The organism is Actinomadura sp. NPDC049753, from assembly GCF_040674655.1.
GTDB lineage: Bacteria > Actinomycetota > Actinomycetes > Streptosporangiales > Streptosporangiaceae > Spirillospora > Spirillospora verrucosospora.
On sequence record NZ_JBFARL010000023.1, the window covers coordinates 24,650 to 39,658 of the forward strand.

Consider the following 15,009-nt stretch of genomic DNA (forward strand, 5'->3'; position numbering starts at 1 on the left):
GGCCTCACGTTTCCGCGGGCCGCGTTGTCGAACTGCCGAGACCACCACATCATCCGGCGAACAAGGAGCTCAGCGACATCATGACCACCTCGATTCCGGCACCGCCGTTCACCGGCGCGGTCCCCGGGCAGCGTCTGGAGCGGGCGGCCGCCGCCCTCACCGCGCACGGTTTCACCGTCGAGATCCTCGATGGCGTCGCCGCCGCGCGCACCCGCGTCCGGGAGCTGATCCCCGAGGGCGCCGGCGTGTTCACCGCGGCCAGCGAGACCCTCCGCCTGTCCGGCATCGACGAGGACATCAACGGCAGCGGACGATACGACGCCGTCAAGCCGCGCATCCTGGCCATGGACCGCGCCACCCGGATGGACGAGATCCGGCGGCTGTGCGCCGGCCCCGACGTCGTCATCGGCAGCGTCCACGCCGTCACCGAGACCGGTTCCCTCGTGGTCGCCTCGGGCAGCGGAAGCCAGCTGCCCGCCTACTCCGGCGGTGCCGCCCGCGCGATCTGGATCGCCGGCGCCCAGAAGGTGGTGCCCGACCTGAGCACCGCGCTGCGCCGCATCGAAGACCACTGCCTGCCGCTGGAGAACGCCCGCGCCCTGAAGGCCTACGGGACGCCCAGCGCCGTCAACCGCCTTCTCATCCTCAACGCCGAACACCAGCCCGGACGCGGCACCGTCCTGCTGCTCCGCGAGACCATCGGCTTCTGACCCGCCTCGTCCATGACCACGCGCATGCCGTCCCATAGCCTGGCTGCCATGGGCACCGACCCCACCGAGCTGGTTCGTTCCGGCTACAACGCCCTGTCCCGCCTCTACCGCGGGGACGACGACACGACCGCGCAGTACGACCGCTGGCTGGACGACCTCCTCGCGCGGCTCCCCGAACGCGCCCGCGTCCTGGACGTCGGATGCGGTTGCGGCGTCCCGGTGGCGCGGCGCCTGACCGCCGCGGGGCACCGGGTGACCGGCGTGGACGTCAGTGACGTCCAGATCGAACGCGCCCGCTCGCTGGTCCCCGGCGCCGACTTCGTCCGAGCCGACGCCACGGAGCTGGATCTTCCGGACGCGTCCTTCGACGCCGTCGTCTGCCTCTACGCCCTCATCCACATGCCGCTCGACCGGCAGCCGCGCCTCGTGCGGAACATCGCCCGCTGGCTGCGTCCCGGCGGCCTGCTGCTGGCGACCACCGGTCAGGACGCCTGGACCGGCACCTCGGACGACTGGCTCGGCGGCACCGCCACGATGTGGTGGAGCCAGACCGACGCCGCCACCTACCGTTCCTGGTTCCAGCGGGAAGGTCTGGAGATCATCGAGCAGCGGTTCGTGCCCGAGGGCGACAGCGGCCATGCCCTGTTCTGGGCCGGAAAGCGGTCAGGGCCGTCAGACCCGTTGGTCTGACGGCCCTGGTCGGCCGGTTCACGGTCAGGCCTTGTTGTAGGTGCGCTTGGCCCAGAGGTAGGAGAGGAGGGCGAGGCCGGCGCACCACGCGGCGGCGATGGCGCCGCTGTTGCCGATCGGGGTGCCGAGCAGGAGGCCGCGGACGGTCTCCATGATCGGGGTGAAGGGCTGGTACTCGGCGAACCAGCGCAGGGCGGTGGGCATGGAGTCGGTGGGGACGAAGCCGCTGCCGAGGAAGGGCAGGAGGATCAGCGGCATCGGGGCGTTGCTGGCGGCCTCGGGGGTCGAGGACTTCAGGCCGAGGGCGACCGACAGCCAGGTGACGGCCACCGCGAACAGGGTCAGCATCCCCGCGGCCGCCAGCCATTCGACGGCGGAGGCGTTCGGGCGGAAGCCGATCGCCAGCGCGATGCCGATGAGGACGGCCATGCCGAAGAGCTGCTGGACGACGCTGGCGACGACATGGCCGGTGAGGACCGAGGCCCGGGAGATCCGCATGGTGCGGAAGCGGGCGACGATGCCCTCGGTCATGTCGGTGGCGACCATGACGGCGGTTCCGGTCGCGGCGGTCGCGGCCGTCATGAGCAGGATGCCGGGGACGACGTAGTTGACGTAGGCGTCGCGGCCGCCGCCGAGCCCGCTGCCGAGGGTGCCGCCGAGGACGTAGACGAACAGCAGCAGGATGATGACCGGCGTGATGATCAGCTGGATGGTCATGGAGGGGTAGCGGACGATGCGCTTGAGCTGCCGCCGGACCATGGTGGAGGAGTCGCGCGCGGCGAGGGCGAGGGAACTCATCGGAGGGCCTCCTTGTTTCCGGCCGTGTCGTCGGCCTGCCGGCCGGTGAGGGTGAGGAAGACGTCGTCGAGGTCGGGCGTGTGCACCGACATCTCGTCGATCTCGATCGAGTGGTCGTCCAGGACGGCGAGCACGTCCCGGATCATCCGGACGCTGCCGTCGCTCGGCACCTGGAGGGTGAACGCCTCGGGGTCGGGGGTGCCGGCGCCGAGGGCCAGCGCGGCGGCGTCGAGCCGGCCGGGCTCGCCGAACTTCAGCAGGATGTGGCCGCCGGGGATGCGCCGCTTCAGCTCCTCGGAGGTGCCCTCGGCGATCAGCCGCCCCTGGTCGAGGAGGGCGATGCGGTCGGCGAGCTCGTCGGCCTCCTCCAGGTACTGCGTGGTGAGGAAGATGGTGACGCCGTCCCGGACGAGGTCGCGGACGATGCCCCACATGGCGCGGCGGCTGCGGGGGTCGAGTCCGGTGGTGGGCTCGTCCAGGAAGATCAGGCGCGGGTCGCCGACCAGGGTCATCGCCAGGTCGAGCCGGCGCTGCATGCCGCCGGAGTAGGTCGAGGCCGGCTTGCCCGCCGCGTCGACCAGGTCGAACTTCTCCAGCAGCTCGGCGGCCTTCCGCTTGCCCTCGCTCTTCGGCAGGTGCCTGAGGTCGGCCATGAGGAGGAGGTTCTCCTCGCCGGTCAGCAGCTTGTCGACCGCCGAGTACTGCCCGGTCACCCCGATCGCGCCGCGCACGTCGTCGGCCTGGCGGCCGAGGTCGAACCCCGCGACGCGGACCTCGCCGGCGTCGGCCCGGATCAGCGTGGACAGGATCTGGACGGTGGTGGTCTTGCCCGCGCCGTTCGGGCCGAGCAGGGAGAAGATCGTTCCTTCGGGGACGGCCAGGTCGATGCCGTCCAGGACGACCTTCTCGCCCTTCTTGTCGCGGTAGGACTTGCGCAGCCCGGTCGCCGCGATGGCCAGGTCGGTCATGGTGTCGCTCCTTGGGGGGTCGCGTCGGGGCCGCGGGTCAGAGGCTGCGGGCGGTGATGTCGCCCTGCATCGTGGTGGCGTGGAGGTCGAGTTCGGCGGTGCCGTCGTTCTTGAGGGTGTTGGTGATGCGGCCGTGGCTCGTGCCGGCGTCCAGGGAGGCCGAGACGCCCGCCGCGGCGCCGACCGAGATGTCGCCGGACATGGTGCGCAGGACGACCTTGCCGCCCGCGGCCTCGGTGATCCGGATGTCGCCCCGCTGGGTGCTGATCTCCGCGGGGCCGCCCAGCCGGCCGACCTCGACGTCGCCGTCGGTGGCGGTGAGGCGCAGGCTCGCGGCCTCGTCCAGCTTGATCGAGCGGTAGGCGCCCTCGAAGGCCACGTCGCCGAACCGTCCGACGGTCCGGAGCTCGGCGGCGGCCGCCTTCCCCTCGACACGGGACCCGGTGGGCAGCTGGACCGTCACCTCGATCGCCCCGGAGGAGCCGAGGTACTGGTTCTTCACCGGGACCGCGATCCGCAGGACGCCGTCCGCGTACTCGACCGCGGTCTGCTCCGCGGCCTTCACGTCGCGGCCCTTGGAGGCGTCGGCGGGCCGGACCTCGACCGCGGTGTCTGCCCGGTCGGCGGCGATGAGCTGGACGCGGCCGGCGGGGACGTCCAGGACGGCGGTGATCGGGGCGGGGGTGTCGAACTTCTGCATCGTGCTCTCCTTGCGGTCCGCCTTGCGGCTGGTCGTTTCGAACAACGCAAAAGCTACGTTGCTTTCCAGAATCAGGCAACACGATCTTTGCATTGAAGTAGCATTTATGCAGGTCAGAGTCATGCAATCATTGCAACAGACTGGAATCTAACGCAACGCAACGCTGTCGAGCGTTGCAATGTACTGAAGGTGAACGCTATGGTGGAGGCGTCAGGGAACGCCACGGCCCCGCGGGGCACGAAAGGGGTCGTGATGCCGGGAGGCAGGCTCACCCAGCAGGAGCGCCAGCAGATAGCGGTGGGGCTGGCCGACGGCCTCGCCTACGCGGAGATCGCGCGCCGCCTCGACCGTCCGACCTCCACGATCACGCGCGAGGTGATGCGCAACGGCGGCCCCACCGGCTACCGCGCCGACCTGGCCCACCACGCCACCCAGCGCCGCACCCGGCGGCGCACCCAGACCGCGGCCCGGGGGACGCGGGCGGCACAGCAGCCCTACGGACGCGACGCCGAGGCGGTGCAGGAGTTCCAGGAGACCCTCACCACCGTCATCATGACGTCGGGCCTGCCCAAGATGACGGCCCGGGTGCTGAGCTGCCTCTACACCGCCGACACCAGCCTCACCGCCTCCGAACTCGCCGAGCAGCTCCAGGTCAGCCCCGCGTCCATCTCCAAGGCGGTCACGCTCCTCGCGGGCCTGGACCTCATCCGCCGGGAGAGCGACGGCCGGCGCGATCGCTACGTCGTCGACAACGACCTCTGGTACCAGTCGATGATCCGCAGCATCCGGGACAACGACCGCTTCAGCGAGGCCGCGCGGCAGGGCGTCGCCGTCCTCGGCCGCGGCACCCCGGCCGCCACCCGCCTGGAGAACGCCGCCCGCTTCCTCGACTTCGTCAGCGAAAGCCTGAACCGGGCCGTGGAGCAGGCCCGCGACGTCCTCTACACCAAGCCTGAAACACCCCCGGCCGCCGAGCGGGAACCGGCACCGGACCGCGGTTAGGGCCGTCCCTGGCGCCCCGGCCGGACGCGGGCGGCGCCATCGCGGCCCGTGGCGCGGTTCACACGAGCGGCCTGTAAGAAAGGCGCGGCCGCCGGTGTCTCGTGTGCGTCAGGAGGCCCCGCGATCGATTCGCGCGGCACGCCGCACCACGAGTGAGGACGAAGTCATGGCGACCACGAAGGCGCCCGCGCCGCCGGCCGGCTCGCGCCGCTGGGCCGCGCTGCCGTTCATCGGCCTGGCCCAGCTAATGATCGTGCTTGACGGGACGGTCGTGAACATCGCGCTGCCGTCGCTCCAGCAGGACCTGCGGATCTCCGACGGCGACCGGCAGTGGATCATCACGGCGTACACGCTGGCGTTCGGGAGCCTGCTGCTGCTCGGCGGCCGGATCGCCGACTACACCGGCCGCAAGCGGGCGTTCCTGATCGCCCTCCTCGGCTTCGCCGGCGCGTCGGCGCTCGGCGGCGCGGCGGCCGACTTCGAGATGCTGCTGACGGCCCGCGCCCTGCAGGGCGGGTTCGGCGCGCTGCTCGGGCCGTCCGCGCTGTCGCTGCTGGCCGTCACCTTCACCGGGCCGAAGGACCGCGCCAAGGCGTTCGGGATCTGGGGCGCGATCTCCGCCGCGGGCGGCGCGATCGGGCTGCTGGCCGGCGGGGCGCTGACCGACTACCTGGACTGGCGCTGGTGCCTGTACATCAACATCCCGATCGCCGTGATCGCGGCGGTCGGCGGGTTCGTGATGCTCACCGAGTCCCGGCACCCGGGCTCCGCCCGGTTCGACTTCCTCGGCGTCCTGCCGGTCACCGGCGGGCTGGTCGCGATCGTGTACGCCACCGGCCGGGCCGGGTCGGACGGCTGGGGCTCGGCGAAGGTCATCGGCCTGCTGGCCGCCGGCGCGGTGCTGCTCGGCGCGTTCGCCCTCGTCGAGAGCCGCGTCGCGCAGCCGCTGCTGCCGCTGCGCGTCGTCGCCGACCGGACCCGCGGCGGCGCCTACCTGGCCGTGGGCCTGACCGTCATCGGAATGTTCGGCGCGTTCCTCTTCCTCACGTACTACATGCAGGTGGTCAAGGGATACTCGCCGATCAGGACGGGTGCGGGCTTCCTTCCGATGGCCACGGCGGTGCTGCTGTCGGCCGGCGGTCTCACCACCCGGCTGCTGCCCAGGGTCGCGCCGCGCGCGCTGATCGTCCCCGGCATGCTCGTGAGCTCCGCCGGCATGCTGTGGATGCTCACTCTGGAGCCCGGCACCCACTACGCAGCGGGCGTCCTGGCCGCGCAGCTCCTTCTCGGGTTCGGGGCGGGCATGATCATGCCGGTCGCCCTCGACTACGCCACCCACGGCGTCGGCCAGGGCGACTCCGGCATCGCCTCGGCGACCGTCAACACCGCGCAGCAGATCGGCGGTTCGATCGGCATCGCGCTGCTCAACACCATCGCCACCGCGGCGACCGCGGACTACCTGTCCTCGCACGGCCCGAGCCCGGCCGTCGCCAAGCAGGCACTGGTCGAGGGGTTCGCCGCGGCGGGCGCCTGGTCCGCGGGGATCCTCGTGGTCGGCGCGCTGATCGTCGCCGTCCTGATGAACACCCCGCGCCCCGAGCTCCAGACCGTCTCCGAACACCGGACCGCGCCCGAGGACGCCGGAGTTCCGGGCCTGGCGCCCGGAGCCCCCGCCCACAGCGTCTGATCGGCAGCGACCGCGACCGCCGCCAGACCACGGCAGATAGTCCTGGGGGCACGAGCCTGGTCGGCGGCGGCGCGGCCGCGGTGATGTCAGTCGGCGAGCCTGGCGGCGGCCAGGGGTGAGCGCGCCGCCGGGGCCGCGCAATTCGGGGCGCGTAGGCACCGCGGTCCGCCCAGCGTGGCGAGGGCGGCGAGGATCACATGGCGGTTCCACATCCACTCCATGCGCCGCACGGGCTCAGCCCGGGTCGGGGGCGGGGGGACGGCCTCGCAGGTAGGTCAGGACGGCGAGGACCCGGCGGTGCGTGTCGTCGGTCTGGGGAAGGTCGAGCTTGGCCAGGATGCTGCGGACGTGCTTGCCCACGGTCGCGTCGGTGACGACCAGCCGCCGGGCGATGGCGGCGTTGGAGCGCCCCTCGGCGATCAGCGCGAGCACCTCGTGCTCGCGCGGGGACAGCGCCGCGAGCGGGTCCCGGCGGCGGCCGATGAGCTGCCGGATGACCTTCGGGTCCACCACCGTGCCGCCGTCGAGCACCTGGCGCAGCGCGGCGACGAAGTCGGCGACGTCCACCACCCGGTCCTTGAGCAGGTAGCCGACCCGGCGGCCGTCGCCGGAGTCGAGCAGGTCCGCGGCGTAGCTCAGCTCGACGTACTGGCTGAGCGCCACCACCGCGAGGCCCGGGTCGGCGCGACGCAGCCGCACGGCGGCCCGCAGGCCCTCGTCGGAGAAGCCCGGCGGCATCCGGATGTCGGTGATGACCAGGCCGGGGCGGTGCTCGGCGACGGCCGCGAGCAGGGACTCGGCGTCGTCGACGGCGGCGGCCACGTCGAAGCCGAACCTGGCCAGCAGCCCGGCCAGCCCCTCCCGCAGCAGGACGCCGTCCTCGGCGAGGACTACCCGGACGGCGGTCGGTTCGGTTCGCAAGGCAGCTCCACCCGGACGACGGTCGGCCCCCCGGCGGGACTCGACACGAGCAGTCTGCCGTCGATCACCGCCACCCGGTCGGCGAGGCCGGTCAGCCCGGTGCCGCGGGCCGGGTCGGCGCCGCCCGCGCCCTCGTCGGCGACCTCCACCGTGAGGACGCCGCCGGCGAGGCGCGCGACCACCGCGGCCCGGTCGGCGCCGCTGTGCTTGGCGGCGTTGGTGAGCGCCTCGGCGGCGGCGAAGTAGGCCGTGCTCTCGACCGGGCGGGGAAGCCGTCCGGGCAGGTCGGCCTCGACGGCGACCGCGAGCGGGGACCGGTCGGCCAGCTCGCCCAGCGCCGCCGCCAGGCCCCGGTCGGTAAGGACGCGGGGGTGGATCCCGTGGACGAGTTCCCGCAGCTCGGTCATGAGCAGCTTGGCCTCCGCGTGGGCGTCCGCGACACTGTCGGCCGCCGGGGACCCGGGCGGCAGGTCGACGCGGGCGATCCCGAGCTTCAGGGTGAGCGAGAGCAGCCGCTGCTGGGCGCCGTCGTGTAGGTCGCGCTCGATGCGGCGCCGCTCGGCCTCGAACGCGTCGACCAGCCGGGCGCGGGACCGCGCGACCTCGACCAGTTCGGCCTGGAGCCGTCGCCCCGGGCCGTTGCGCAGGAACGTCCGGGCGAGCGCGCCCTGCGCCGCGGCGACCAGGGCCAGCAGGTACGGGACGGCGGGCAGCAGCACCAGCCCCGCGGCCGTGTAGGGCAGCGCCCCCTCCGGAGTCGCGATCTTCACCGGGCCGAGCACCATCGGCCCGTCGCCGCCGAGCAGGATCAGCGGGGCGGCCACGGCGCCGGACTCGAAGGCCAGCGCGGACAGCAGCGCCGCGTACAGGACGGGGACGGCGGCCGACAGCAGCAGGAAGTAGCCGAGCCCGCGCCAGGTGACCGGCTCGGTGTAGCGGGTGCGGAGCCACGGCAGGACGCCCCGCTCGGGCGGCCGCCGATGCCCCGGACCCGCCGGGCGGGCGTCCACCAGGCGGAGCCGGCGCCGTTCCAGCCCGGTCAGCGGGATGGTCACCGCCGGCCCGAGCCCGGCGACCAGCAGGAGGCCGAGGACGGCCGGCAGCGCGCGCTCGCCGAGCGCGGCGTCCGAGGCGGCGGCCAGGAGCAGCGGCGTCCCGAGCAGCGCCAGCGGCAGTCCCGCCGCGACCACGACGACAACGGTCGACAGCAGGTAGCCGGCGGCGCGCCAGGGCCAGGCCGTCAGCAGGAACCCGCGGCGTCCCATCGCGGCCAGCAGGGTGGGCGGCGGGTCGTTCGGCACAGGCGTACGCTAGCCGACCCCGCGCCGTGCCCGACCCGCGCGAACGCCGAGGTAGTGCTGGGCATACCTCCAAGTTGGTGGACCACCGTGATGCGGTCGCCGGTGCCCCGGCGGTGGGATCGGAGCATGAGACGAAAGCTCCCCGCACGGGTCATCGCGCCCCTGGCCTGCGCCACCGCCGCGGCGCTGATCGCCGGGCTCGGACACGCCTGGCCCCGTCCCGCCCCTGCCGCCGCACAGGCGGCGTCCCTCAGGACCGCGGGCTGGTCGCAGAGCTGGGGCGCGGCGATGCAGCGCCCGCTCGCCGGCGGCGAGGACGAGGGCCCGAACTGGTCGGTGGAAGGCTTCGGCGACCACTCGCTGCGCCAGGTCGTCCGGCTCAGCGCGGGCGGTGCTCAGGTGCGGATCCGGCTGTCCAACCTGTACGGGACCCGTCCGCTGCGGGTCGCCGCCGCGGCCGTCGCCCGCTCGGCGGGCGGTGCCCAGGCGTGGCCGGGGACCACGGCGGCGCTGAAGTTCGGCGGGACGCGGTCCGCCACCGTGGCGCCGGGCGCCGACATCGTCAGCGATCCGTTGCCACTGGTCACCGCGCCGCTGGAGAAGCTGGCGGTCACGCTGCGGTTCACCGGCGCGACAGGGCCCGCGACCTTCCACCGCTTCACCACCCAGCCCGCCTACCGCGCCTCCGGAGACCACCTGTCCGACGTGGGCGCCGGCGCCTACACCCGCTCCACCGACGCGCTGTACTACCTGGCGGGCGTGGACGTCACCGGCGGGACCGGCGAGAACGGCGCCGGCACGGTGGTCGCCTTCGGGGACTCGCTCATCGACGGCGTCGGAGCCGCCCCCGGCGCCGACGCGCGCCTGCCGGACGCTCTGGCCGAGCGGCTGGCCGCCGCCCGCAGCCCGCTCGGCGTCGTCAACGCGGGCATCGGCGGGAACCGGCTGCGCCACGACTCGGCATGCGCCGGGGAGAAGGCCACCGCCCGGTTCGCCCGCGACGTCCTGGACCGTCCCGGCGTGCGGGCGGTGATCGTCCATCTGGGCGCCAACGACATCCGCGACACTCCCGGCGACCCGTGCCTGCGGCCGGGCGGGCCGGCGACCGCCGCGCAGGTCATCGACGCCCAGCGGCGGCTGGTCCGCGCCGCCCGCGCCCGCGGCCTCACGGTCGTCGGGACGACCATCCTGCCGATGAAGGGCGCCCTGTTCCCGGTGTGGACGCCGCAGGTGGAGAAGAACCGCGACGCCGTCAACCACTGGATCCGGACCGGCGGCGCCTACGACGCCGTCCTGGACGCCGACCGCATCATGGCCGACCCCGCCGACCCCGACCGTCCCCGCCTCTCGTACGTCTACCAGGACGGGCTGCACCCCAACGACGCGGGCTACCAGGCTCTGGCGCGCGGCATCGACCTGCGGGGTCTGCGGTGACGGGCCCCGCGATGACGGGTCCTGCCTCCGCGCCCGCCTCCGCGCCGGTCGCGCCGGTGCAGCTGTACCGGGTGAGCAGGCATTACGGGACGGGAGAAGCGCGAGTGCAGGCGCTGACCGACGTCAGCGTGACCTTCCCGGCCGGGTCCTGGACCGCCGTGATGGGCCCCTCGGGCTCGGGGAAGTCGACCTTGCTGCACTGCGCCGCGGGCCTGGACCGGGTGACGTCCGGACGCGTCCTGCTCGCCGGGCAGGACGTCACCCATGCCACCGACGCGACGCTGACCGGCCTGCGGCGCCGCGCCGTGGGGTTCGTCTTCCAGAACTTCAACCTCATCGCCTCGCTCACCGCCGAGCAGAACGTCGCGCTCCCGCTGAAGCTGGCCGGCGCCCGGCCGTCGCGCCACGACGTGCGGGCCGCCCTCGCCGACGTGGGCCTGGCCGACCGCGCGCGGCACCGTCCGCGCGAGCTGTCGGGCGGGCAGCAGCAGCGGGTGGCGATCGCCCGCGCGATGGTGACGCGGCCTTCGGTGCTGTTCGCGGACGAGCCCACCGGCGCCCTGGACACCGGATCGGCCCGCACCGTCCTGCGGCTGCTGCGCCGCATGGTCGACGCCGCCGGGCAGACCGTCGTGATGGTCACCCACGACCCGGTCGCGGCGGCGAGCGCCGACGCGGTGGTGTTCCTGTCCGACGGCCGGGTCGCGGACCGCCTGATGCGCCCGTCCGCCGCCCAGGTGGCCGAGCGCCTCACCCGGTTGGAGGGCTGACGCGTGCTGCGCATCTCCGCCAGCACCGTCCGGGACCGCTGGCCGCTGTTCGCCGGGGCACTGCTGACCGTCTCCCTGGGTGTCGCGCTGGTCCAGTCGTCGGTGCTCGTGCTGCTCTCGACGGGCGAGCCGAAGATCCCGCCGGGCACCTCGGCCCGGGCGGCCGAGCAGATCCGGGAGGGGTACGTCGGGGCCGCGACGCTGCTGGGCATGGCCACGCCGCTGGCGATGTTCCTGGCGGTGTTCATCGTGGGCTCGACGTTCGCCTTCGCCGTGGAGCAGCGGCGCAAGGACCTGGCCCTGCTGCGCATGCTCGGCGGGAGCCGTCCCCAGCTGGTCGGGCTCCTGCTCGGCGAGGCGTTCCTGCTGGGGCTGGCGGGAAGCGTCCTCGGGATCCTGCTGGGCGTGCCGGGCACCTGGCTCCAGGCCCGGCTGCTGATCCGGATCGGGCTGCTCCCCCGCGACTTCTCCGCGCACTGGTCCGCCGGAATCCTGCTGGTGTCGCCGATCGTGGGGATCGGCGTCGCGGTCTTCGGAGTGCTGTCGGCCTCCTACCGGGCGGCCCGGGTCCGTCCGTTGGACGCCTTGCGGAACGCCCCGCGCGCGACCCGGGTGATGACCGTCGGCCGCTGGCTGTCGGGGGTGTCCTCGCTGGCGCTGACGGTCATGCTGGTCACGGCCGGGCACGGCGCCGACCTGCTCGGCGTCCTGCTGATCGCGATGGGCGTGTCGGTGTTCGGGTCGATCGCCCTCAGCGCGCTGAGCCCCCTCGCCGTCCCGCTCGTCGGCCACGCGCTCGGGACCGTGCTGCGCACCGGCGTGCTCGGCGAGCTGGCGCAGGCGAACCTGCGCGACGCGGTACGGCGCAGCGCCTCGACGGCCGCGCCCGTCATCGTCCTCGTCGGCCTGCTGGTCGGCCTGACCGGCGCGCTGAACTCCCTGGCCCGCGCCACCGGCGCGGACCTCGAACGGATCACCGCCGCCGACCTGGTGGTCACCTCGACCGGAGCCGCCGCGGCCCGGATCCCGCAGGTTGCGGGCGTCGCCCTGGCGTCCCCGCAGAGCCAGGTCGAGATGTCGGTGACGTCCCGGCATCGTGTGGGCCACCGCTCCTACCGGCGGACGCACCATTCGGGCATCACCGCCGTGGACGGCACCGCCTACCGGCGCACCCACCGCCTCACCCTGCGGTCCGGCTCCCTCGACGCGCTGCGCGGACGCACCGTCGCGATCGGCCCCGGCATGGCCGGCGCCGGCGTCCGCAGCGGTACGGTCACGGCGCGGATCGGCTCCCGCGGACTCAAGCTGCGCACGGTCGCGCGCCTGCCGGAGGTCCTGGAGAACGGCGGCGACAACTTCCTGGTGCCGCGCGACCTCGTCCCCGCCGAGATGCTCGCGGACGCGCCCACCGAGACCCTGGTCCAGGTCGCACCCGGCACGTCGCCGCGGGCCGTCGCCTCGCGGATCCACGCCGCCAAGCTCGGCGAGGTGCGAACCCTGCGCCGGTGGGCCGACGCCAGGGTCGCGGAGCAGCAGCGCGGCACCACGGGGATCATGTCCGTCCTGATGGGCATGTCCGGCCTGTACGCGGCCATCGCGGTCGTCAACGCCGTCGTGATCGCCGCCGCCGAGCGCCGCACCGAGTTCGCCGTCGCCCGCGCCACCGGCCTGACCCGCGCCCAGGTCGTCCGGATGGCCGTCATCGAGTCCGCCGCGGTCACCTTCATCGGCCTGTCCCTGGGGGCGGTGGTCGCGGCGGGGGCGTTGGCGGGCTTCTTCCCGGAGATGCAAGGGGTGCGCATCCTCGCCGTGCCGTGGAGCCTGCTCGGCCTGCTGACCGCAGCCTCTCTGGCCATCACCGCCGCGGCCGCCGCCCTGACCGCGATGGCCGCCACCAGGCCGGCCCCCACGGCCCTGGTCGCCGCCCGCGAATAGACCCCGGGCTCGGGCCGGTGCGGCGGACATCGAGGTGGAAAAAGGTTGGAGTAAGGCGGCACCGCGCTGATACCGTCGCGCTCGACCGTGAAGACGTCGCTAGGAGGTGAGACCCGTGAACCCTGTCACCCATGGGTGCTCCCTCAGCCCGTCACGGTCCGGCGGCTGACAGTCGGTGTCGCCAGGAGCGCCTGAGATCGAGGCACTCCTGAAGGAGACTCCGATGAACACGAAGCCTTACACATCCGGCCTGAGCGAGAACGCGGTGAAGATCACGCGCGTCGCGGACAGGCATTGGCACGCACTGGAAGACGACCTGGTGGTCGGCCGCGGGTATGCGGAACACCGGCCCGACGGGCGCCTGTTCGTCAGCATCGACGCCTGGCACGACGCCGCGTTCGACCGGCTCGCCGAGGCGATGCCGGCGGAACTCCCGGCGCCGCTGTACACGGTGGTCGACGAAGCCGACGTCGAACTGACGGCCCGATGGCGGCGGGCCGGTTTCAGGATCCGGCGCCGCGAGTGGGAGTACGTCGTCCCGACCGACCCGCGGGCGACGGGGCTCGGAGGAGTCCTGCCGCCTCCGGGCGTGACGGTCGTCCCCGCCGGTCAGGCGGACGAGGACCTGCTGCGGGCCGTGGACCGCGCCATCCGTGACGAGGTCGAGGCGACCGCCGGGTGGTGGCAGTCGATGCCCGCGGAGGTGCTTCCCCGCCCCGCGGACGACACCATCGTCGACCCGTCGAAGTACGCGGTGGCCGCGGCGCCGGACCGCTACCTGGGACTGATCCGGGTGGTGACGGTCAGACGGCCGCGCATCGGGCTGGTCGCGGTCCGGGCCGGCGAGCAGCGTCGCGGCATCGCGCGTGCCCTGCTGGCCCACGCACTGGAGACGCTCCACCATTCCGGTTTCGACGCGGCCTGGGCCGAGGTCCAGGAGTCCAACCGGGCGGCCTCGGCACTGGTCGAGGGCATCGGGGCCCGATCGGTGAGCAGCAACCTGGAGCTCGTGCGATGACGAGGAACAAGCACGGCCTCGAACTCGAAGGCAAGGTCGTCGAGTGCCTTCGCGCCGCCATGTTCACCGTTGAGTTCGAGGGCGGCCACCGGGTGCTCGCGCACATCAGCGGCAAGATGCGCCAGAACTACATCAAGATCAACCTGGAGGACCGGGTCCTGGTGGAGCTCTCCCCGTACGACCTGACCCGCGGCCGGATCGTCTTCCGCTACAGGAACTGACGGCGACCGGCACCTCCCGATAGCCGACCTGGGGTCCCGGCCACGGCGTTCTCTCGTGGCCGGGGCCTGTCCTCCGGCGCCAGGCCATGCGGCGGCATCTGTTCATCGGTTGTTCGTCCAGCGAACGCTGATCACCAGGATTCGGCCGGATTACCGTCAATCCTGCTGTCCCCCCCGGTGTTACGCGCTATCCGATGGCAGTGCACCCATCACGAAGAGGAAAACGAACGTGAAGACAACCCTTCACCGTCTGGCGGTCCCCGTCTCCGCAGTGACGCTGAGTGTGGCGGGAAGCCTGCTGGCCACGGCTCCGGCCCACGCTTCGGGATACACGACGTCCGACATCTGCGGCAGCGGATACCAGACCGTGCGCAGTTACAACGTGTCCTACCAGACGGTCACCGGGGCCTACCGGAAGCTCGGCACGGTGTATCTGGGCTACAACTCCGGCAACGGCTACAACTGCGCGTACACCCTGAAGGACCCCGCTCTCGCGGAGAACAACTTCTGGGGCTACCCCACGTGGACCGGGGTCAAGCTGCTGACCGAGAACTCCACTTGGGCCACGGACTACGGCAATTACAAGTACTACGCCGGGCCGGTCTACCGGTACGGCCGTGACCGGTGCACGAAGCTCGTGGCCGACGTGTCCAATAACAGCGGCATCAGCGCGCACTTCGCCTCCGGCTGGATCGCCTGCGGCTGACCGCGGCGTGCACGGCAGCGAGATCGCCACCACGACCGCACCGCCGGCCGACACCACCGGCAGGCGGGCGTTGTGCCGGTTCTTGGCGTCGCGCGCCCTTGCCCTCCGGGCCCATCCAGGCGGGCATCTTCCACAGTGACGGGGAGGG

At 73.1% G+C, this 15,009-nt stretch carries 15 protein-coding genes; 10 read left to right on the plus strand and 5 right to left on the minus strand.

Features of this window, described 5'->3' with window-relative positions; genetic code table 11:
- Positions 1–80: 80 nt before the first annotated feature.
- On the plus strand, positions 81–710 hold the full coding sequence (locus tag AB0K37_RS09205) for an LUD domain-containing protein (RefSeq protein ID WP_363977156.1): 630 nt from the start codon (positions 81–83) through the stop codon (positions 708–710).
- 48 nt (positions 711–758) lie between these two features.
- On the plus strand, positions 759–1,400 hold the full coding sequence (locus tag AB0K37_RS09210) for a class I SAM-dependent methyltransferase (protein ID WP_363977159.1): 642 nt from the start codon (positions 759–761) through the stop codon (positions 1,398–1,400).
- Between the two features lie 24 nt (positions 1,401–1,424).
- On the opposite strand, the gene AB0K37_RS09215 is transcribed toward AB0K37_RS09210, so the two are convergent.
- The 3 genes from AB0K37_RS09215 to AB0K37_RS09225 are packed head-to-tail and all read right to left on the minus strand — an operon-like array spanning position 1,425 to position 3,866.
- Entirely contained in the window at positions 1,425–2,198 is a 774-nt protein-coding gene (locus AB0K37_RS09215) for an ABC transporter permease (RefSeq protein ID WP_363977162.1), read from the minus strand.
- Positions 2,195–3,166, minus strand: a complete 972-nt coding sequence (locus AB0K37_RS09220) for an ATP-binding cassette domain-containing protein (protein WP_363977163.1) — start codon at positions 3,164–3,166, stop codon at positions 2,195–2,197. The genes AB0K37_RS09215 and AB0K37_RS09220 overlap by 4 nt, the downstream gene beginning before the upstream one ends.
- Positions 3,167–3,203: 37 nt before the next feature.
- Entirely contained in the window at positions 3,204–3,866 is a 663-nt protein-coding gene (locus AB0K37_RS09225) for a DUF4097 family beta strand repeat-containing protein (RefSeq protein WP_363977166.1), read from the minus strand.
- A gap of 252 nt (positions 3,867–4,118) precedes the next feature.
- Between AB0K37_RS09225 and AB0K37_RS09230 the strand changes: the two genes are divergently transcribed.
- The gene (locus AB0K37_RS09230; RefSeq protein ID WP_363977169.1) at positions 4,119–4,868 is read left to right on the plus strand and encodes a helix-turn-helix domain-containing protein; all 750 of its coding nucleotides are present in this window, start codon (positions 4,119–4,121) and stop codon (positions 4,866–4,868) included.
- Between the two features lie 166 nt (positions 4,869–5,034).
- Positions 5,035–6,555: an MFS transporter gene (locus AB0K37_RS09235; protein WP_363977172.1), complete on the plus strand. Its 1,521-nt coding sequence runs from the start codon at positions 5,035–5,037 to the stop codon at positions 6,553–6,555.
- A 234-nt stretch (positions 6,556–6,789) separates the two neighbouring features.
- Here AB0K37_RS09235 and AB0K37_RS09240 read toward each other — a convergent pair whose 3' ends face one another.
- Both AB0K37_RS09240 and AB0K37_RS09245 read right to left on the minus strand, forming a co-directional pair.
- The gene (locus AB0K37_RS09240; protein ID WP_363977175.1) at positions 6,790–7,476 is read right to left on the minus strand and encodes a response regulator transcription factor; all 687 of its coding nucleotides are present in this window, start codon (positions 7,474–7,476) and stop codon (positions 6,790–6,792) included.
- Positions 7,446–8,777, minus strand: a complete 1,332-nt coding sequence (locus tag AB0K37_RS09245) for a sensor domain-containing protein (protein ID WP_363977178.1) — start codon at positions 8,775–8,777, stop codon at positions 7,446–7,448. Before AB0K37_RS09245 ends, AB0K37_RS09240 begins: the two co-directional genes overlap by 31 nt.
- Positions 8,778–8,903: 126 nt before the next feature.
- Here AB0K37_RS09245 and AB0K37_RS09250 point away from each other — a divergent pair, with 126 nt between their 5' ends.
- From AB0K37_RS09250 to AB0K37_RS09275, 6 genes are all read left to right on the plus strand, one after another.
- A complete protein-coding gene (locus tag AB0K37_RS09250; protein WP_363977181.1) occupies positions 8,904–10,211 on the plus strand; it encodes a GDSL-type esterase/lipase family protein in 1,308 nt (435 codons plus the stop codon).
- Between the two features lie 11 nt (positions 10,212–10,222).
- On the plus strand, positions 10,223–10,981 hold the full coding sequence (locus AB0K37_RS09255; protein WP_363977183.1) for an ABC transporter ATP-binding protein: 759 nt from the start codon (positions 10,223–10,225) through the stop codon (positions 10,979–10,981).
- A gap of 3 nt (positions 10,982–10,984) precedes the next feature.
- Positions 10,985–12,916 carry an ABC transporter permease gene (locus tag AB0K37_RS09260; RefSeq protein ID WP_363977186.1) on the plus strand — a complete coding sequence of 644 codons (1,932 nt, stop codon included), beginning with the start codon at positions 10,985–10,987 and terminating at the stop codon, positions 12,914–12,916.
- A gap of 223 nt (positions 12,917–13,139) precedes the next feature.
- On the plus strand, positions 13,140–13,934 hold the full coding sequence (locus AB0K37_RS09265) for a GNAT family N-acetyltransferase (protein ID WP_363977189.1): 795 nt from the start codon (positions 13,140–13,142) through the stop codon (positions 13,932–13,934).
- Positions 13,931–14,155 (plus strand): translation initiation factor IF-1, encoded by a 225-nt coding sequence (gene infA, locus AB0K37_RS09270; RefSeq protein WP_363977192.1) that lies wholly within the window; start codon positions 13,931–13,933, stop codon positions 14,153–14,155. Before AB0K37_RS09265 ends, infA begins: the two co-directional genes overlap by 4 nt.
- A 229-nt stretch (positions 14,156–14,384) precedes the next feature.
- Entirely contained in the window at positions 14,385–14,861 is a 477-nt protein-coding gene (locus AB0K37_RS09275) for a hypothetical protein (protein WP_363977195.1), read from the plus strand.
- The last annotated feature ends 148 nt before the right edge of the window (positions 14,862–15,009 follow it).